Raw genomic sequence first — 17855 nt, 5'->3', positions numbered from 1 at the left:
GATTTATGACTGCCTTTTCAGCTTCTTTTCATTGAACCATGTTTCAAGATCAACCCGATCTAAAAGTGTTTGAATGCCATCTGCTGCGTCTTCCAGAGATACGTCATCAGGAATATCGACATAATAAACACCCTTTGCAATTTTCTTATCAGTCTCAGTTCGATCTTCTAAGATGATGGTTATATCAAAGTCCGCAAAATCTCCCATGGTATCACTCCTGTGTCCTTATTTTGTCGGATTCGGTTACTTCCTTGCATTGTAAAATGTAGAACATTCATCACAATATGCAATCTCTTCATTACAACTTTTAGATCTGCTAAAGACTGCTAAAATAGCAAACATAGCAGCTCCCAACAATGAAAGTACAATTGCCAAACGGTCAAAGACTATAAGAGTTCTGGCTAATCCTGCAATCATTAACATAAAAGATAGACCAAACCAAAAGCTTTCAACATTTAACATTTTAACATCTCTTGTTGTTGATTTCCTATTTTAGGGGGATTCGGTTACATCTGGAATGACCACAGCAAGTATTTCTTGCATGGTAGTGACATGCAAACAGTACCGTAAAAATCATCCCCACACGCCCCACAATGCTGATCTACATACAAACTGTAAGCATCATCTGGACTGCTTTGTAAATCTCCGATTGGCAATTCTACAATTGTAAGATTTGACCATTTGTCTGATTCTTCCAATTCATACAAAATGTACTCGTAAAATTCACTTGACACCTTAATTTTTACTTTTTCCAATATCGCAGCGTCTTCTCTATCCTGTTCTTCCTATTCTGCATGAATTTCAGCAGCGATTTCGTCAAAATCAACATTTTCCACTTTAAGTGCAGTTACTTCCATCGTTTCACGTCCTCCTATTGTCGAAACCTGAAAGTGGGAAAAACGGAGAATCCTGATTTTCCTGCCAGTAGTGTTCATCACAGAGATCCCCACCTATGAGGTAGAGCCCTGCACATTCGTCTATTTCCTCATCACATACTTTGCAATTCATTATTTTGTCCTCCTGTTGTCCTTTTGTTGTCGGATTCGGTTACAGGTTCCCACCATGAAAGAGTAGGGATGAGGTCACTTGAAAAGCTTCTCAGTGTCTTTAAGAACCTGAACTGCTTTATCACGAGTATAACCATGATCCAGCATCAAAACCATAACTCGCTGTTCAAAATCAGATTTTGGTATTTTTAGTAATTTGTCAACTTGTTCACGGCTCAAAACATTCTTACCAGAGTCAGAATCACCAACACCATCCGCATGTCTGAAGTTGTGAGAAGGGATACGTTCTTGGATTCCCGTATGACCCAAAATCCCTTTGATAGATTCAGATGATGCTCCACCATCCATTAACTCTTTAGCTCTGCCATTTCTAAAATCATGAGGATTAACAGGCTCTAACCCTACATCTTTGCAATATTTCGCAATCATGTTCCTTACACTATTGCGATCAATGCTTTCAAACAAATAGCCGCGAAGGTTCCAGTTTTCTATATATTCATGAACCTTGCTAGCATCTGACCCAATATCCAAAACCCTATCTATTCCTTTTCCAGGAGCAGCATGAATTGTTATTTTGGAATTTTCAATGTCACTATCCGCAATTTTAAGAACTTCGCTTAACCTTCCAGCAGTGATCCACAAAAGAGAGAGAAAAAGGTGATTTCGATCCCGAATAAAAGGATCTTCCTCTTTTTGAGTAGCAGCAACAATTAATTGAGCTTCAGTTCGGTTCATAATTACACTTCCCTCCAATATTATTTAATCTGTCCGTTTCTTGTCGCAATTGGACATTTATGATTTCATAGGCTGTACGGAATCCCGCCCCGGTTCCACGCTTGCACAGATCATTCATTACCTGAACGTGCGGTTCTGGATCAGGTGGCGGGGCTGGTATTGGATACCCCTTTCCCAAAACGTGACCGGGTCGGCTTGCCATCATGGGGGGTGCGCCATCGTAGAATACACCGAGGAACACATACAGCCCCCTTGATGTTCGCTTAAAAGTCAGCCCGAGGAAATACTTTCGGGAATAGGTGTAAAAGCGAGTATTATAAATCCAGTATTGGCCGCTTGCGGATTCATCGTATAGGTTTTTGATAACGTATTTTTTAAGGTAGGTGTGCGGCTTTTCTCCCTGCTTGCAGTCAGTAGGTCTTGATCCCTGCCATTCAAAAGAGCCGGAGCTTTTGTCATACCGGAGCTTTTTAAAATCGACTATTTCCCCCTGTGCGTATTTTTTCCAGAGGTCGATCATTTCCTGTTTTTTGATTAGATAGGAGATTCCAAAAAATACTATATGCAGGTGCAGCCGTCCGTTTTGTTGGAACTCATAGACACATAAGTAAGGTGGCCTGTTTGCCGGGATCTCCCTGACGGGTACACCTTCCCGCTTTGCTCTCTTGGCTTGGAGCCTTCGAGTTAAAAACGATATGAAGCGGTTAAAGTTCTTGGATATTTTCTTATTGGCTACCCAGAGGTTAGGCTGTCTTTTTGGGTCTGTTGTGAGGGTGAGAAGTACCGCATTGTTCCAGCTTTCGGTTTGCTCGGCCTGTTCCCATATCTTAAGATATTTTGCGATTTCCTGTTTTTTCCGGCTTTCATCAGTGAACCGGGTTTTATAATCAAGTTCAATACATGGACCGTATAGATCTTGAACCGGATCGGGTTGCAGCAGGATCTGAGCCCCTTCAGTCCTCCCCAAATATTCATCAAACAATTTTCCGATCTTTTTCTGAACGGGTCTTATGTCGATATTATCAAGGGTGTAGCCGATTGCTTGATAACGCTCCGGGCCCGTCTTCCCGTATTTGTGCTTTGAAGCAATCCCTAGAATTTGCTCTGTGTCTTCTATTGCTTTTATGGCATGGTAAAAGCTCATTCCCTTTATGCGCTTTTCGAGATCTTTAATTATTTCCTTTGCTTCTTCTGTTGTTGGTTTCTCGATTGCGTTTAAGTCGAATGTCCGGCTTTGCAGATCATAGATCTCCTTGAGAGGGATTTTTAACTCCCTTTCTTTTTCTTCGATTTCTGCGAGCGCGAATTCATCAGAGAGAGTTTCGAGGCTCTTTTCTAACTTGATTATGAATTTTCTTAAGTCGATGTCTTCAGGCTGGATCCTTTTGCGCATTTTTGCCAAACGGTCAGATATTGCCTTTTCTCTCCTGCTATCGATTTCTTCATCGTTTTGCAGTGTGTTTGAAATTTGCGTATCCCCCGCTTTGCGGGGTATCAAGTCTAAGGCCTCCGGCCGGGTTCTGATCATCAGAAGTCCATCATCCTTTTTTGTGACAAAGAGAGATTGGCCTCTTTCGGTTCTTAGGAATCTGTAGATTTGATAATAACCGATGCCGGAAGGCTTCAAGCGTTGGGCCACTATCGGCAGAGGTTGCGCTGTTTCCCTGCAAAGTGTTGCTATACGCTTTATCGTATGGTCGGTGAATCTGGCTATATAACCACCCCAAATTTATGCATTAGAAAAAAATTAAAGGGGTGATTCATGCCCGGTTCTGGCACTGCTTGAAGTCGGATAACATCCAGCAGTCTTTAAGCTCGCACCAATTCCGCTTTATTTCGCCGTGGTCCTCATGCTTGGAGGCTTTGGGGCAGGTTCCGCAGGAGTTCATAGGCAAGCCTCCTGCATATAGGAGCTAAGCCGGGGGAGTTCCGATCCTATTGGGCAGGAACTAAAAACATCTTGACAGCTTCCCCAGAAAGCACAATTATTACAGAGGGGGCGGCGACCATCAAAGATCACTATTGCAGATGGGAAGGGGGCAGAGTTAGAAGCAACGTAATATCGCCACAATTCCCGGCCATCTGGAAGAGTCTTACACCAAAATTGAGCGGGTAAACTGAACTTTACCCGGCCTTTGACAAACCGGATCTCATGTGCTTGCATTACGTAATCATGCCAGTATTTTGTATCTGTTCTGGCAGGAATTAAGCAAACTACTACAGCGCCTTTTAAGGATTCTTCGTAAGCTTTCTTTATCCAATCTCCAACGGCCCGGCCATAGGGCGGATTCATCCAGCAGATCCCGCCCCATTCGTTTTTAAGCCCGTCTTGCTCTGGGCTGTAGTACCGGGCGCACTTTGCGTTTTTGGAGGTTGCGCATACATCGAGATTAAAACCGAACTCCTGATCAAGTTGCTTGAAGAGGTGATCGGGTGTTTCCCAGTCCATACGACTGGAGGAAAATAGGGAATCGTGAACCATTAGAAGGCCACCCCCCAAGAATCTACAAGGATCTCTTGACCGCCGTATCTGGTGGACGTATCAACGGAGCTTGATATATCGAGGTTGCAGCCCTCACACTCGGAGCATAGAATTTTATTAAAAACGTATAGTGTGTGGTTGGCTTGAGTTTCAGGAACAGAGTTTTTACACTCGGCGCAACGGTGAAGAATTGGCATTAGAGATCACCGCCGATAATCAAACCGAATACAAAAAAGAATGAAATTGATAAGAGAACACCCAGACCAAAAGCTGAAAACAAAAGCATTGTCCCCTCAAATAAGGTTTCTAAATTGTATCTTAGATCCTTGACAGGTTCCAGAAATACGGCTTGAACTTCCCCATCTCCCCGATCCTGTAGGGTGATATATTTCCTTGAAACTGATGTTTTTAGAATTTCGTCACCGGGTTGGATTGTGTTTAGACGCTCACACCTAAGTTTATAGTTCATTGTTGATCGCCCCCTTCGATCTTTTGTGCGAGTGTGTGGTTTCCGAGATGGTTATCTATTTCCCGCCTTGCTTCTTCAATCCCGGGGATAATCGGGGCAGCTTCGGGAATTGGCAAATCCTGAATACTAACAATACTTGAAAATGGGATCAGGGTGTATGATTTGCTTAATTTGCCACTGTAGGGGCTTGAATAACGGCAAATTAAACCATTATCGAGAACCCGTACGATCTGATAGTTTGTTATTTCTTCAACCGGAATATCGTTTTTAATGTTGATCGCTACAATTTGCCCGGTGTAATCTGCTAAAAAATCCCCCATTTCAGACATCAGCACACCGCCCCCTTATGATGCTTGACTTTTGGACGATCTGTCGATTTTCGCAGGATCTTTTTACAGTCCTTAAGGTAGCTGTTTAGCTCTTCTTTGCTAATTCCCCAGACACAGCCGGAGCTATCGCTATTAGTTTTATTAGTTCTCATTTTCTGAAACAACCTTTAAGTTTGGTCTTGTCAGAGTCTGGTCAAACTCTGCCAATAAAAAATACTTGACAATCAAAACTATATATAGTTTCCTAAGTGTCTAAAATTAGTTAGTGAATATTAAAACAAACTACACTTAGAGCATAGGCTTTATATACTGAAAACACCAGATGATTATTTAGCGTCTATGATCTGTGAGCGGTTGGTCGCCGTTCGAGGCAGGATTGAGGTCAAGCTTTTATCTGAAACAACCACCTAAATCCTACCAAATCACTATCATAAGGCGGGATGATTGTTCCGCAGGGATTGAAAGATCAAACCGGGTTTCCCGGTTGCAATCCCGGCCGGAGCATTCAACTACTTTTTGTTATGCTCCTTTTTTGAAATTATGGTTTCCTAATGTATTCTTTTTCTCTAGCCTAGCGTTCAGGACTAGAAGTGCTGTTTCAGAAAACACTGCCTTCTGACGAATATAAAAATAGCTTCTATTCACATATGTTTTCACCAGCCGAAATTAACATTGGGAAAAAGTAAACTACTTATATGAAAAAAAGAGATGGATAGGAATATGAGTTGTGGCCTTTCCAAAGATTCTCTTTTTGTACTTAATATTCTTTACAGTAAAAGGTGCGTCCACAGCAGCAGAGGATTTCACTGTGACAAACTGAAGCACATAATGATGAAGAAAACGTCGACAAAATTCAAAGATATTATGAAAGAGCTCATCAACGAAGGATATGTATCAAAACTCTCAAAAAAAGAAGACAAGTATTTCATTTCCGATATGAAAAAAGCGATGTTTGCATTGGGAGAACACGATTTTAACGTAACCAAAGGCAAAGAAAGAATACTGTAAATTTTATTTTACATACATGATTATTTACATTTACAAAGGCTTTTATAGTTACAAATTATACGTAGATTTGTAGAGACACAAAACCACGACAGTTTAAAAATAGGAGTGAAAGTCATGGAACCTTTCGAGGATCTACTCGGCAACAGTTGTGAATTAAGGCTGATTGAATTTTTGTTGCCTCTAGAGGGATTAGAATTCAATATTACTGAACTTGCAGATGAGGTGAGCATCTCAAGGCCTACGGCAACAAAGGTTGTCCAAAAATTTATTGAATGGAATTTGCTGACATTTAAGAGAACAGGGAATGTCAAGTACTATAGCATCAACACAAAATCGCCTATTATAGCAAGCATTCAGAATTTCAACAATGCGATCATTGAGACAATGCTGGGCGAGGATGCACTATACGAAATTCATGATTATGCAAATGAAAAGAAAATTGCAAAGGCTGGGAACTATTACCAAGACGAACGTGAAAAGGATGTTGGGAAATCAGTACCCACAACTTCTGAACAGAACATTCCCACTCCACTAATATGGGGTGATCACCCAGCGAGCTTCGGAGGAATGCGATCACAGGATTCAATATTTGGAGGGATATGATTGAACCAAGACGATTTTTTCAGGCAGGAGCTGATAAAAGAACTGCGCAGAATTGCAATCGTGATGAAAAAAGAAGATGATCCGGAAAGGAAACTTTATCTTTTTTCCGCGTCTTACGGCGTTGCTGCTCGTACTTACCGTTACAGCTTTTCAAAGCACTATCTTCTAGCCGAGTTTGTTCTAAACACTGCATACACTGCAATCGGCGATCGTATCCAGAGAATTAAATCCGGAGATCCTACGGTTGAAATTGCGGAAGAGCATTTCGAAAAGCTTCAGAGTGCAGTCGCATCACTTGCAGATGCATTTGAAACTGATGAATCTGTGCTGGAACCGCTTGAAACAATACTAGCAATAGCATTCAGTACTTCTGGTGCAGGGAACTACCTGAAAGAAAAAGGTATGCTGGAATTATAAGTCCAATTCTTTTCAGACGAGGGGTTTTCTCCCCCATTATTTTTCTTTTTTTGATTAAATGAATACGATATTGTCTATTCAAGTGAGAAGTCCAACTATTACTTTTTTAGATTCCAACAGATAGTAATAGTTTGTACTGTGGTCAAAAAAGACTGAGAACTACCAAATTGATAGTTTTGTTATCTCGAAATTAATCCTAGTTAACAAAAAGCACATTCACTTTAAAGTGTGAATTACATTCCTTCCTGCAACTGATCTTTCTCAAGTAAATTGAATCCAGGGCCCTACGGCATTCACTGCAGAAAAGACCAAGGAAATATTCCGAGTGAAAGCATTAATCAAAAAGTCCGCCGTTGCACGATTATCCGAAGCTATACTCTAAATAGATCTGCTAATGCATGAGCAGCATGACAAAATTGTTTTGCTCCTGTTTATCAAGGGATTTCACATAACCAATTTCTGCAAGCTTTTCAACCATCTGCTTCAGGAGATTTAAGTAATCTTTTTTTAGAATATCAATAAAGTAAAGCAATTGCTTTCAAATCACCTTTAGGATCAGAAAAAGCAGTGGCGGAGTGTCTATGCCGCGTTTTTTGTGGGATGAACACAAAATGACATAGATCCCAAAAGGAGCTTATTTGGAGGACACGTTGGGAATCACTCCGCTTATAATTACACATAAAGAGTATGTTCAATTCACATATTTATAGTACTGAGGGACATTGTTTCGGACGAAGGGACTTTTTTTAGAAATGGGCGTAAAGGTTACTAATAAAATAATAAGTTGATAGATAATTTTATATGAAAATAAAGTTAATTTTATAGCATACAAATTAAAGGAAGTGCAGCACAAGGGACCATTTTTCCAAAAGGGAGTACTGGAAAAAAGCTCCACTTCCTCCCTTTTAGCTAATTAATGTAACAAACTACGATTCATGAAGTGCCCCCATAGGATCATTTCAAATCGGTTCGGACACGATCCTTCAACTCCTGCACCTTACCGGCATTCCAGCCACTAACATTTGAAACATATCCTGTGACACGGGAGAGCTGGTGGACACTATGGTTCATACAATCCGGGCAGATGGGTTGATCACATACCGGACATTGCGCAATATGAGGAATAGTGTCCTGACTGCAGGCTTTTTCGTTATAGACCACCCACACATGAACAGGACATGGATGCTCTTCACTGGTTTGCATCGGCTTTCCATCGTTGAACTCATCGCACCATGCCTTACATCTGTTGATAAATTCATCCCTGGGGAGTGATAGCAGTTCTTCTGTTGATATCGCTTGTTCGGACATGTTTCATACCTCTTGTTGTTATTACGGTATTAGAAATACACCTATATATTTTGTTCTATTTTGTACGAACAAATATGGATACAATCACTGATGCAATATAGCAATCAGGAGACACGAGAAACTATTTATTTAACAAATTAGAGTTCAATTAATGAAGCTTTCATCACAGGGCACAAGACATATAAACATTCGAAACTAATATTCTACGCAGTATTTGGTGGGTAACGGATGGTACTTAGAGAAAAGTGCACAAAAATGAGAGTTTTACTTTTATGTTTGTGTTTTGTAACATTTTTGCTTATGAGCATACCAGCACTTGCAGCTGAAAATGCTGACACTTTGCAATTAGCTGATGCTGCATTTGAAGATGACAACTATAAACTTGCTTTTGACTATTACACTCAGGTTTTGGAGACAGAACCAAATTCCACCATAGTACTGGATAAACTGGGATATATATCATTCATTTCAGGCAATTACGAAGAAGCTGCACAATACTACAACAGGATTCTGGCAATCAATCCGGATTCATCCCGTGCTCTCTACATGATGGCAAATGTCATGGAAAGTAGCGGAAATGAAGATGAAGCAAGATATTTTTATGAAAAAGCACTTGCATCCATTTCAGGCAGCGAGAACAGCACAGAATTCGAACCTGATTACATTGTATTGACACACTTCTACCTGGAAGGAAAAATCAGCTATCTGGACGGGAATGCCAGCAATGCCATTGAGTCTTACAATAAATCATTGGAAATATATGATGTTTACAGGGATGAACTGTATAATTTGGGACTCACGCTATGTGCAACTCCTGAGAAAGAGAAAGCTATCCTGAACTTTGAGCAGGCACTTAAGCTGGATCCACAAAACACAACAATCCTGAGCAGCATGGGATTATGCTACGAACAAATGGGAGTCCCATATAAAGCTGCTTCTTACTACGAAAAAAGCCTTGCTATTGATAATACCAATACATTCCTTTATTTTTCATGCGCCCGGGCCTACAAACAGATGGGCGATTATAATGAAGCATTGAGATGCTATGACGAGCTGCTCACAGTCGAACCTTATAACTCCAGAGCATGGTTTCAAAAAGCAAAACTTCTGGAGCAAATCGATCAACCGGATTATGCACTTACAAGCTACAACAAAGCTCTGGAATTAGATCCTTACAACAGCACCATATGGGAGCAAAAGGGACAACTATTGAATTCCCTGGGGAGATATGACGAAGCAATCGCCTCCTATGACAGGGCCTTAAATCCCGGAGTATTGCAGGAAGACGAAGCCGAAAGAACCTATCCTCCTGAACTACAAGACGATGGCAGACAGATTTGCTACGAGGAACCCGTTTTCCAGTCACAATCCGCAAAATTGCTGTACAGCAAGGCTGAAGCCTACAGCAGTCTGGATAATTATGCAAATGCCCTTGAAAGCTATGAAATGTCACTGGATATCGAATCCAGGGAACCAGTTGTCTGGTATAAGAAAGCGACAATGCTCCAGAACCTTGGAAAGGAAAAAGAAGCCATAGACGCTTATAGCACCGCCCTGAATCTTGACTCGGACTGCGCTTTGGTCTGGTATGAAAAGGCAAAACTCCATGACAATAATGGGGAATACAGGGATGCAATACGAAGCTACAACCAGGCCGTAAAACTTGACGGGAACTACACACTTGCATGGTACAACAAGGGAGTAGATCATACCCTCCTTCAGGAATATGAAGAAGCCGTCGAATGCTACACAAAAGTGCTGGAATTAGTCCCAAACTCCGCACAGATATGGTATGAAAAAGGAGTCCTTCTTGACAACCTTGGCAGAAGCGATGAAGCGATTGAATGCTATAGAAATGCGACAGAAATTAATCCTTCGTACTCTGCAGCAAGTTATCGTATAAGTGCCATGGAAAACCAGGAAACCATGTCAGCAACACAACCTTCCATTACCTGGAATTACGCACCTCCGGTAATCCTTGAAAACTTCAAAGCCAGCGGGTTTGATTTTAGTCCGTTTGCAAAAATTGAGGACAACTTCGAATGGAAGACAATTCCGGAAGAAAATGCGATTCCACCAATTGAAACCGTAATATTTGCAAAGGCATCTGCTTATGAAAAACTTAACCTTACTACTAATTCACTTGAAAACTACGAAAAAGCAATTTTGGTAAATCCGCACTATCTGGATGGATGGGAAACACTGGGTGAATCATATGTTGAGCTTGGGCAATGGGACAAAGCAAAGGAAGCATATGGAAAAACCGTTGAAATAAACCCTAATGATGCAGAACTATGGTACAATCTCGGATATTCAGCCGAAAGCAGCGGAGACCTTCAAAAAGCACTTGAAAGTTACAATTCCGCAATAGGCATTGATTCCGGAAACCTCGATGCCATTTCCCACAAGGCAGACGTCTTGTCAAAGATGGGACTTCATCGCCTTGCAGCTCTGGCATATCAGGATCTGGTGGCAAAAGATCCGACAAACATTGATGCACTGAGAAGCGGTGGAATTGCGGCATACAAAGCAGGCATGTATAAAGATTCCATTAACGCCCTTTCGGAATATTTGAACGAAGACCCGGATGATGTCGAAATTCTTTACATTAAATCGAGTAGCCTGGAAGAACTCGGAAGGTATGAGGAAGCAATCAGCACCTACAATAATATCCTGAATATAACTCCTACTGATCTGAGAGCTTTCCAGAAAAAGGGATTTGCTTACAGCCAACTGGGAGACCACGACAGAGCAATTGAATGTTATGATTCAATACTCCAGCTTGATCCTGAAAATACAGATGCCCTTTGCAGGAAAGGCTTTGCGCATTACATGAAGAAAGAATACTATCTTGCGCAGCTTAATTACAATAAAGTACTGGAAATAGATCCGGCTAACCCTGCAGCCCTATATCACAAGGCAACTGTCACCTACCTCTTAAGCGGCTATGTAGGTTCAATTACATACTATGATGAGGCGCTAAAATACAAGCCAAATTCCATAACAGCATTGTATAACAAAGCATTCATCCACAACATCCTCGGGGATGTGGAAGCTTCAGTTGAAACATATGATCGTATTCTTCAAATCGATCCGCATAATCCATCTGCCCTTTACAACAAAAGGTTTGCACTATACAGGATGGAAAGCGCAACAAAAGCTGAAGAAGCCCGTGTGCTCCTTGAATCAGTCGATCCTGGATTTGAAGATTCACTCAACAATCGGGGAACTAAATTCTACCTTCCTGATGAATACAGACCGGAACTTGACTACGAGCTTCCAACCCGATGGTATGAACAGGAAGCAAGCCAGCCATAACATATACGGGCATATTGGATTTAAAAAGAGGTAGTTGACGCCCTTAAGGACGTCAGGAAATTATTCAAAGGACTTCAGGTTACCAAAGTCCAGTGTTGCGAAATAATCGTCTACTGTTTCAGCCCTGCGTATCTGGATAAAGCTTCCGTCATTCCTTAGCAATATTTCTGCAGAGCGTAGCTTACCATTGTAATTGAATCCCATTGCATGCCCATGTGCGCCACTGTCGTGAATGGCTAGAATGTCACCTGTTTCTATATCCGGAAGCATCCTGTCTATTGCAAACTTGTCGTTGTTCTCACACAGAGAACCTGTAACATCATATTTGTGAGTGGTTGGAGCATTTTCCTTGCCTAGTACGGTAATGTGGTGATAAGCGCCGTATACACCCGGCCTCATCAGGTTAGCCATGCAAGCATCGGTTCCCACATAATCCTTGTATGTGTGCTTCAGATGGCGTACAGAAGTGATGAGATAGCCGTAAGGACCGGTAATTACCCTGCCACATTCGAGGAAGATCTTGAGCGGTGCAAGGCCGTTTGCTTCAATTAAACGATCATATTCTTCCTTGACACCTTTTGCGATGACATCATAGGGAACTGGCTCCTGATCCGGTTTGTATGGAATCCCAATTCCACCGCCAAGGTTGGCAAATTCAAAGTGAATACCAAGCTCCCCGGAGATTTCAGCTATTACTTCAAAAATTATCCTTGCGGTTTCAATGAAATACTGTGGATCAAGTTCATTGGATGCAACCATCGTATGGATACCAAACCTTTTCACACCTTTTTCCGCCAGTGTCCTGTATCCTTCAAGAAGTTGTTCACGTGTGAATCCGTACTTGGCTTCCTCAGGGTTGCCGATAAAAGTATTACCCTCTTTAAGCGCTCCGGGATTATATCGGAAGCAAACAAGATCAGGTAATCCGGCAGCTTCTTCCAGATACTGGATATGAGAGATATCATCAAGATTAATAATCGCACCCAGTTCCTTTGCTTTGACAAATTCCTCTTTCGGCGTGTCGTTGGAACTAAACATAATACCTTCACCAACAATCCCGACTTTTTCCGCCAGGAGCAATTCCGGAAGGGAACTGCAATCCGCACCAAACCCTTCTTTCTTGAGGATTTTCATGATAAATGGATTTGGAAGGGCCTTTACTGCAAAATACTCGGTGAATCCCTCGAGAATCCCGAATGCCTCTTTTAATTTCCGGGCATTTTCAAGGATTCCTTTTTCATCATAAACATGGAAAGGCGTAGGATACTCAGCAGCGATTTCCTCGATTTTTTGCTTTGTGAAAGGAAGAGTTTTAGATACCATCAGTATTGTCCTCAGAATTATGTCTATTTTAGGTTACTTTATGACAGGCAGTCAGCATAATGCCATACATCAAAATATATGTTTTGTACATTTCATCTGCATAATTGATAAATAAGAATTTCCCTGAGTATAGGAAATGGAAAAACTTATTGACCTCCTCAGGGAATCAAAATATTGTGTTGTTCTAACCGGTGCAGGAGTTTCAACATTTTCAGGAATCCCGGATTTCAGGGGAAGTGGAGGATTGTACAGCAATTTTGATGCTGATAAGATTTTTTCATTTGACTACTTTGTCAAAAACCCATCCTATTTCTACTCTGTTTCAAAGGATTTTATCTATAATCTGGATGAAAGGGAACCCGGCCTCCCTCACAAAGTAATTGCAAAAATGGAATCTATGGGATTGGTAAAATCGATTATTACACAGAATATCGATATGCTACACCAAAAAGCCGGATCTAAGAACGTTATTGAAATCCATGGATCTCCAAAGATGCACACCTGCCGGAAATGTGGAATGAAGTATCCCTTTGAGAAAATTGCTGCACTGGTGAATGAAGAACCAAAAGCACCCCGCTGCGACCTATGTGGAGGCATTATAAAACCTGACATTATTTTTTACGGGGAAATGCTGGAACAGGAGACCATTGAAGCTGCGATAAATGAAGCATCTAAAGCTGACCTTTTCCTGACGCTAGGCACTTCACTTGTAGTACAACCTGCAGCATCATTGCCATTTTATTGCATTAATAATGGTGGAAAACTTGTAATTGTTAACAACATGGACACTCCGATGGACGGATATGCTGAATTGAGATTCAATGATATCGAAGATTTCTGCAATAACGTTGAAAAAAGCCTTTTTAATGATTAAAAACTGATTTCCGCCCCCATATTTTTATAATCTATCAAATAATATGTTACTAAAAACATTTTTGAGTAACATGCCAGAAGCGATCCAGTGCCTCCAAAAGGCATTTTCAACAAACAAAAACCTGAAAATACTTTCTTTTGCAATTATTTTGTTAGTTCTTTTCCCCTTCCTGGGGATGGTGCCGCTGGCAGCCGCTTTTCTTATACTGACAATATCTTCAAAAACAATATTAAAAAAGGATATTGGTAATTATTACAATCTTTTCTTTGCAATTACAGTTCTTTTTTTTATTGATCTGGTTTCCCGACAGCTGGGATACTTGTTTCCAAACTACATAATTGTGCAATCATTGCAGATTTCAACCATAGGCTTAATGGTTGCAGGCGCAATCCGCAAAAATGGGAATTGGGACAGGCCCCATCATTCCCTTCCGTCCAGCATATGCCTCCTTTTTGCCGGAGGATTTACAGCAGCTCTTGCAGGTGGATGGTATGTATACTGGAGTACAGGAAGCGGATATGAAATAATGCTTTTTGCCGCGGTAATAGGAGCAATTACAGCAGCTCTTTTTGAATCCATACCTTCTGAATTCGATAAGACACTGTCAATGACTTTCGGCTCTGCTATGGCTATGTGGGTTCTTGTCTCGTTTGGTTTTGCAGTGCCTCCATTGCAATTAATTATGGCTTTTACTTTTTCACTGGTTCTCGGGTATCTTGCATACAGGATGAAAATTGCGGACATATCCGCTGTCATGAGTGCCACCCTCATGGGGGTCCTAATAATTGTATTCAGCAATATATTCTGGTTCATCCTGTTGCTTACATTTTTTATACTCGGAGGCTTGTTTACCAAATACCGATATAAGTATAAAATATCAAAAGGGCTTGCGCAGGAGAAGGGAGGAATCCGCAGTTACGAAAATGTTTTCAGTAACAGTACGGCTGCACTTGCCCTCGCAATTGCTTATGGTATTTATCCGCAACATGCGGAACTCATCAGTTATGCTTTCCTGGGAACAGTGGCAACCGCAACTGCAGATACGCTTGCAAGTGAAATCGGAACCACTGCAAAACAAACACCTCGCATGATAACAAATCTGAAACCCACAAAACCCGGGACAGACGGAGCTATTACACTATTAGGAGAAGCTGCGGCAATTGGCGGGGCCTGTGTGATTGCGGTTCTGGCAACCGTATTCGGGATGACAGGAAATATAGACTATGCAGTTATTTTTACATGCGCTGGCGGGTTTGTGGGAACAAACATTGATAGTTTGCTTGGTGGAACCTTGCAGAAAAGAGGACTGCTGTCCAACAGCGGAGTGAATTTCTACGCAACTTTTGCGGGTGCATTATTTTCCGGTCTAGCATATCTTCTAATTGTATAAAGATTGCAAACGCAACCAATATATCATAAAGGAACCTTTTCAAAAATATGGAAATGGTCAGGGGTATTGCAAAAGAAACACTGGAGTTCATTCTCGGAGCGTCTAAAAATACAGCACCAAACGAATTTGCAGGATTGCTGCATGAAGAGGATGGAGTAATAACGGATGTGCTAATTCTTCCCGGCACAGAGAGCAGTGACCGGAATGCGGTTATTAAGTTATTCATGATGCCAAATGTTGAATCCGTTGGATCAGTGCACAGCCATCCAGGCCCAAGCGCAAGACCATCTGAGGAAGATCTGAGGATGTTCAGCAAAACGGGAAATTTACATATCATTGTGGCAGAACCTTACGATAAAGACAGTTGGGTCTGCTACACCAGGGAAGGCCAACCTGTTGATCTTCCTGTTCTGGATATTGAACTTGAAGAACCGGAAGTCATCTGACTTTTCACGTACGACTATTCCTACAAGCAGGCAATTTTTTTGAATAAAATCGATCCCATAAAATAAATATTGTTTTATATAGATAATATTTATTAATCAGTGCGGATGTATATGAAAATTATTATATAGGGCTAATGATAATGTAGTAAATTAGCTTAGAACTATTATTCCTGTGGTGGGGTACAATAATGAGGCGTGGCAAACTAGAAATTATGGTAGACATACTCAACGTAGTACGTAGTACGAAAGTAACCAAGACAGCAATTGTATACAATGCCAATCTGAATTTCAGCAGGGCAGATCAATATCTAAACATGATGATTGATATGGGACTTGTTGAAAAATCATCAGATGGATACGGTATAACAGACCTTGGTGGGGATTACTTGCAGAAAATGAATGACATTAACTCAGTATTGGCAGAGGTCAATGCCTGAGTTCTTTTTATTCTTCATTTATCTGAAGTGAATTCCGAATCTTTTTTCTTTTTTTGAAAACTAAATCTCTTTGATTAACAACTTCCTTACTTTAAGTCAAAGCTTTGCTTTGAAATGATTTCGTTTTGAAATTTGAAAACAATTATCTGTCCAAAAAAAGAAATAATATGTTACCAGAATATAGTTGGTGATGAGTTGGAGCCTGAAGATTATTTTATTAAAGATAAACCTGTACCGCACGAAAACCTAAAAGTGGCAATCGGAATGTTGATCCTTGCCATCTACACATTTCTACTATGGAAGGCTCTTGGAGGATTTTGAAATCAAGCCGCAATGCGACTGTAGAGGAAACCTCCAAGCCAATAACCAATCATTCCTACAAAGAAAGCTGCAGGGACAAAGATTAAAGACTGGTATCCAAAGGAAAAAATCCAGTCAAAAAACACAAAAACAAAAGCCACTACAAATACGAAATATCCATAGTACTGAGCTTTCTTTTTGCTAAATTTAGACATAGCTTTCATACCTTAGAAGCATTTTTTTCCGAAACCACAGCTCAGCAACATATGATCAATCTGTTCTTCTGAAACTATCTTGCCATATGCTTTTTCAGCCTCTTCCGCTGAAGAAAACATCCTTGCGGAAGCACAATCCCATTCCATATCGTCACTTCGGATGAATACGTTGAGATTATGTTCATCCGGTTTTACCCAGATCATCAAGTGCCCGCCTTTTTCCGGATCAGTGTTTACTTCAACACGGTACTTTCCTAAATCTTTTGAAAGATGAGATGTTTGGGAATCCATAAAGTCCCCTTATGTAGCTATCTAATTTTAAGTTATTTGTTGGATTTCACCAACCCTTCTGTACGAATGCCCTCCCAGAAAATCGACAATTACTTAACCAATCTGGTAAAAAATGACTATGGTTTAGATCTGAAGGGAGCAAATCATGACTAAAAATATGCAAGGCAGTTCATATGAAAATCCGGTTGTCGTTTTCCTATGGAAAGCAGAAAAGGGGTGGCCGGTGGAATTCGTATCCGAGAATATAAGACAGTTCGGCTATTCTCCTGATGATTTTACAAAGGGGCATCGAAAATATGCAAGCATTGTACACCCTGACGATCTTGAACGCCTCCGAAAATCCCTGGCAGATATTTGTGAAACGAATTTGAAAGATTATACTCACTGCTATCGTATTGTTACACCTTCCGGAGAAAGCAGGAGAGTGCTTGAAAAAACATTGATTGAAAGAGATTCAAACGGGACAATTACACATTTCCAGGGCTTTGTTATTGACATCACAGATCAAACTGATGAAATTGAAGACTTCAGTGACTTCATATTAACTACAGAACCAGTGGCAATTTTTGTGTGGAAAGCAGAAAAGGGATGGCCGGTGGAATACGTTTCAGAAGACATACAGTACTTTGGATACACACCTGAGGACTTCCTGTCAGGATCTATAAATTATGCCGATATCATTCATCCTGAAGATCTCCCACGCATTGAAGAACAACTTGAAAAACAAACCGATTCCGGGGAGGAAGATTTCTATCAGGAATACAGGATCTACTCCAAATCCGGAGAGCTGCGAAACGTTGCCGAGAGAACTTTGATTATACGTGACAAAAACAGAAAAGCGATTTCATATCAGGGAATAATAGAAAAAATATAATTCACGAGATCAGTCTGAATTAATGTTAA

23 protein-coding genes are annotated in these 17855 nt (G+C 40.9%); 10 read left to right on the top strand and 13 right to left on the bottom strand.

Features of this window, described 5'->3' with window-relative positions:
* Nucleotides 1-3: 3 nt before the first annotated feature.
* From J2755_RS01410 to J2755_RS01370, 9 genes are all read right to left on the bottom strand, one after another.
* Complete coding sequence (locus J2755_RS01410; protein ID WP_209678586.1) at nucleotides 4-207, bottom strand: hypothetical protein; 204 nt, start codon at nucleotides 205-207, stop codon at nucleotides 4-6.
* A gap of 36 nt (nucleotides 208-243) precedes the next feature.
* Nucleotides 244-462, bottom strand: coding sequence for a hypothetical protein (locus J2755_RS01405; protein WP_209678583.1), 219 nt, complete (start codon nucleotides 460-462; stop codon nucleotides 244-246).
* Nucleotides 463-506: 44 nt separating this feature from the next.
* Nucleotides 507-734, bottom strand: coding sequence for a hypothetical protein (locus J2755_RS01400; protein WP_209678579.1), 228 nt, complete (start codon nucleotides 732-734; stop codon nucleotides 507-509).
* Nucleotides 735-785: 51 nt separating this feature from the next.
* A complete protein-coding gene (locus J2755_RS01395) occupies nucleotides 786-938 on the bottom strand; it encodes a hypothetical protein (RefSeq protein WP_209678575.1) in 153 nt (50 codons plus the stop codon).
* A gap of 144 nt (nucleotides 939-1082) precedes the next feature.
* The gene (locus J2755_RS01390; protein ID WP_209678572.1) at nucleotides 1083-1742 is read right to left on the bottom strand and encodes a tyrosine-type recombinase/integrase; all 660 of its coding nucleotides are present in this window, start codon (nucleotides 1740-1742) and stop codon (nucleotides 1083-1085) included.
* On the bottom strand, nucleotides 1729-3369 hold the full coding sequence (locus J2755_RS01385) for a rolling circle replication-associated protein (protein WP_209678569.1): 1641 nt from the start codon (nucleotides 3367-3369) through the stop codon (nucleotides 1729-1731). The genes J2755_RS01390 and J2755_RS01385 overlap by 14 nt, the downstream gene beginning before the upstream one ends.
* 258 nt (nucleotides 3370-3627) lie before the next feature.
* The gene (locus J2755_RS01380; protein ID WP_209678566.1) at nucleotides 3628-4224 is read right to left on the bottom strand and encodes a DNA N-6-adenine-methyltransferase; all 597 of its coding nucleotides are present in this window, start codon (nucleotides 4222-4224) and stop codon (nucleotides 3628-3630) included.
* Nucleotides 4225-4420: 196 nt separating this feature from the next.
* Nucleotides 4421-4693, bottom strand: coding sequence for a hypothetical protein (locus J2755_RS01375; RefSeq protein WP_209678563.1), 273 nt, complete (start codon nucleotides 4691-4693; stop codon nucleotides 4421-4423).
* Nucleotides 4690-5022, bottom strand: coding sequence for a hypothetical protein (locus tag J2755_RS01370; protein WP_209678560.1), 333 nt, complete (start codon nucleotides 5020-5022; stop codon nucleotides 4690-4692). Before J2755_RS01370 ends, J2755_RS01375 begins: the two co-directional genes overlap by 4 nt.
* Before the next feature lie 708 nt (nucleotides 5023-5730).
* Between J2755_RS01370 and J2755_RS01365 the strand changes: the two genes are divergently transcribed.
* The 3 genes from J2755_RS01365 to J2755_RS01355 all read left to right on the top strand — a co-directional run bounded on the left by J2755_RS01365 (nucleotide 5731) and on the right by J2755_RS01355 (nucleotide 7050).
* Entirely contained in the window at nucleotides 5731-6030 is a 300-nt protein-coding gene (locus J2755_RS01365) for a hypothetical protein (RefSeq protein ID WP_209678557.1), read from the top strand.
* Between the two features lie 114 nt (nucleotides 6031-6144).
* Nucleotides 6145-6633 (top strand): winged helix-turn-helix domain-containing protein, encoded by a 489-nt coding sequence (locus tag J2755_RS01360; protein WP_209678554.1) that lies wholly within the window; start codon nucleotides 6145-6147, stop codon nucleotides 6631-6633.
* Entirely contained in the window at nucleotides 6634-7050 is a 417-nt protein-coding gene (locus tag J2755_RS01355; protein ID WP_209678551.1) for a hypothetical protein, read from the top strand.
* A 954-nt stretch (nucleotides 7051-8004) separates the two neighbouring features.
* Here J2755_RS01355 and nrdD read toward each other — a convergent pair.
* Complete coding sequence (gene nrdD, locus J2755_RS01350; RefSeq protein ID WP_209678548.1) at nucleotides 8005-8358, bottom strand: anaerobic ribonucleoside-triphosphate reductase; 354 nt, start codon at nucleotides 8356-8358, stop codon at nucleotides 8005-8007.
* Between the two features lie 300 nt (nucleotides 8359-8658).
* On the opposite strand from nrdD, the gene J2755_RS01345 reads away from it, so the two are divergent.
* A complete protein-coding gene (locus tag J2755_RS01345; protein ID WP_209678544.1) occupies nucleotides 8659-11676 on the top strand; it encodes a tetratricopeptide repeat protein in 3018 nt (1005 codons plus the stop codon).
* Nucleotides 11677-11736: 60 nt separating this feature from the next.
* Here the strand turns inward: J2755_RS01345 and J2755_RS01340 are convergent, their stop codons facing one another.
* Complete coding sequence (locus J2755_RS01340; RefSeq protein WP_209678541.1) at nucleotides 11737-12999, bottom strand: diaminopimelate decarboxylase family protein; 1263 nt, start codon at nucleotides 12997-12999, stop codon at nucleotides 11737-11739.
* Nucleotides 13000-13135: 136 nt separating this feature from the next.
* Here J2755_RS01340 and J2755_RS01335 point away from each other — a divergent pair, with 136 nt between their 5' ends.
* The 5 genes from J2755_RS01335 (at nucleotide 13136) to J2755_RS01315 (ending at nucleotide 16467) form a co-directional block, all read left to right on the top strand.
* Entirely contained in the window at nucleotides 13136-13873 is a 738-nt protein-coding gene (locus J2755_RS01335; protein ID WP_209678538.1) for an SIR2 family NAD-dependent protein deacylase, read from the top strand.
* Between the two features lie 70 nt (nucleotides 13874-13943).
* Nucleotides 13944-15263, top strand: coding sequence for a TIGR00297 family protein (locus J2755_RS01330; protein WP_245312591.1), 1320 nt, complete (start codon nucleotides 13944-13946; stop codon nucleotides 15261-15263).
* A 47-nt stretch (nucleotides 15264-15310) separates the two neighbouring features.
* Complete coding sequence (locus J2755_RS01325) at nucleotides 15311-15709, top strand: Mov34/MPN/PAD-1 family protein (RefSeq protein ID WP_209678532.1); 399 nt, start codon at nucleotides 15311-15313, stop codon at nucleotides 15707-15709.
* A gap of 188 nt (nucleotides 15710-15897) precedes the next feature.
* On the top strand, nucleotides 15898-16146 hold the full coding sequence (locus tag J2755_RS01320) for a winged helix-turn-helix domain-containing protein (protein ID WP_209678529.1): 249 nt from the start codon (nucleotides 15898-15900) through the stop codon (nucleotides 16144-16146).
* Nucleotides 16147-16278: 132 nt separating this feature from the next.
* Nucleotides 16279-16467, top strand: coding sequence for a hypothetical protein (locus J2755_RS01315; RefSeq protein ID WP_209679906.1), 189 nt, complete (start codon nucleotides 16279-16281; stop codon nucleotides 16465-16467).
* Nucleotides 16468-16469: 2 nt separating this feature from the next.
* Here the strand turns inward: J2755_RS01315 and J2755_RS01310 are convergent, their stop codons facing one another.
* Together J2755_RS01310 and J2755_RS01305 are read right to left on the bottom strand one after the other, a co-directional pair.
* Nucleotides 16470-16661 carry a hypothetical protein gene (locus J2755_RS01310; RefSeq protein ID WP_209678526.1) on the bottom strand — a complete coding sequence of 64 codons (192 nt, stop codon included), beginning with the start codon at nucleotides 16659-16661 and terminating at the stop codon, nucleotides 16470-16472.
* 12 nt (nucleotides 16662-16673) lie between these two features.
* Nucleotides 16674-16952, bottom strand: a complete 279-nt coding sequence (locus J2755_RS01305) for a hypothetical protein (RefSeq protein ID WP_209678523.1) — start codon at nucleotides 16950-16952, stop codon at nucleotides 16674-16676.
* 145 nt (nucleotides 16953-17097) lie between these two features.
* On the opposite strand from J2755_RS01305, the gene J2755_RS01300 reads away from it, so the two are divergent.
* Nucleotides 17098-17826 carry a PAS domain-containing protein gene (locus J2755_RS01300; RefSeq protein ID WP_209678520.1) on the top strand — a complete coding sequence of 243 codons (729 nt, stop codon included), beginning with the start codon at nucleotides 17098-17100 and terminating at the stop codon, nucleotides 17824-17826.
* The last annotated feature ends 29 nt before the right edge of the window (nucleotides 17827-17855 follow it).

This window comes from Methanohalophilus levihalophilus, from assembly GCF_017874375.1.
In the GTDB taxonomy this organism is placed as follows: domain Archaea; phylum Halobacteriota; class Methanosarcinia; order Methanosarcinales; family Methanosarcinaceae; genus Methanohalophilus; species Methanohalophilus levihalophilus.
The sequence above is the reverse complement of the archived record's forward strand: the minus strand, read 5'-3'. Positions and strand labels throughout refer to the sequence as shown.

Coding starts and splice junctions, on each gene's coding strand:
- J2755_RS01410 (WP_209678586.1), bottom strand. CDS start 207: ATGGGAGATTTTGCGGACTTTGATATAACCATCATCTTAGAAGATCGA.
- J2755_RS01405 (WP_209678583.1), bottom strand. CDS start 462: ATGTTAAATGTTGAAAGCTTTTGGTTTGGTCTATCTTTTATGTTAATG.
- J2755_RS01390 (WP_209678572.1), bottom strand. CDS start 1,742: ATGAACCGAACTGAAGCTCAATTAATTGTTGCTGCTACTCAAAAAGAG.
- J2755_RS01380 (WP_209678566.1), bottom strand. CDS start 4,224: ATGGTTCACGATTCCCTATTTTCCTCCAGTCGTATGGACTGGGAAACA.
- J2755_RS01375 (WP_209678563.1), bottom strand. CDS start 4,693: ATGAACTATAAACTTAGGTGTGAGCGTCTAAACACAATCCAACCCGGT.
- J2755_RS01370 (WP_209678560.1), bottom strand. CDS start 5,022: ATGTCTGAAATGGGGGATTTTTTAGCAGATTACACCGGGCAAATTGTA.
- J2755_RS01365 (WP_209678557.1), top strand. CDS start 5,731: ATGGATAGGAATATGAGTTGTGGCCTTTCCAAAGATTCTCTTTTTGTA.
- J2755_RS01360 (WP_209678554.1), top strand. CDS start 6,145: ATGGAACCTTTCGAGGATCTACTCGGCAACAGTTGTGAATTAAGGCTG.
- nrdD (WP_209678548.1), bottom strand. CDS start 8,358: ATGTCCGAACAAGCGATATCAACAGAAGAACTGCTATCACTCCCCAGG.
- J2755_RS01345 (WP_209678544.1), top strand. CDS start 8,659: ATGAGCATACCAGCACTTGCAGCTGAAAATGCTGACACTTTGCAATTA.
- J2755_RS01340 (WP_209678541.1), bottom strand. CDS start 12,999: ATGGTATCTAAAACTCTTCCTTTCACAAAGCAAAAAATCGAGGAAATC.
- J2755_RS01335 (WP_209678538.1), top strand. CDS start 13,136: ATGGAAAAACTTATTGACCTCCTCAGGGAATCAAAATATTGTGTTGTT.
- J2755_RS01330 (WP_245312591.1), top strand. CDS start 13,944: ATGCCAGAAGCGATCCAGTGCCTCCAAAAGGCATTTTCAACAAACAAA.
- J2755_RS01325 (WP_209678532.1), top strand. CDS start 15,311: ATGGAAATGGTCAGGGGTATTGCAAAAGAAACACTGGAGTTCATTCTC.
- J2755_RS01320 (WP_209678529.1), top strand. CDS start 15,898: ATGAGGCGTGGCAAACTAGAAATTATGGTAGACATACTCAACGTAGTA.
- J2755_RS01310 (WP_209678526.1), bottom strand. CDS start 16,661: ATGTCTAAATTTAGCAAAAAGAAAGCTCAGTACTATGGATATTTCGTA.
- J2755_RS01305 (WP_209678523.1), bottom strand. CDS start 16,952: ATGGATTCCCAAACATCTCATCTTTCAAAAGATTTAGGAAAGTACCGT.
- J2755_RS01300 (WP_209678520.1), top strand. CDS start 17,098: ATGACTAAAAATATGCAAGGCAGTTCATATGAAAATCCGGTTGTCGTT.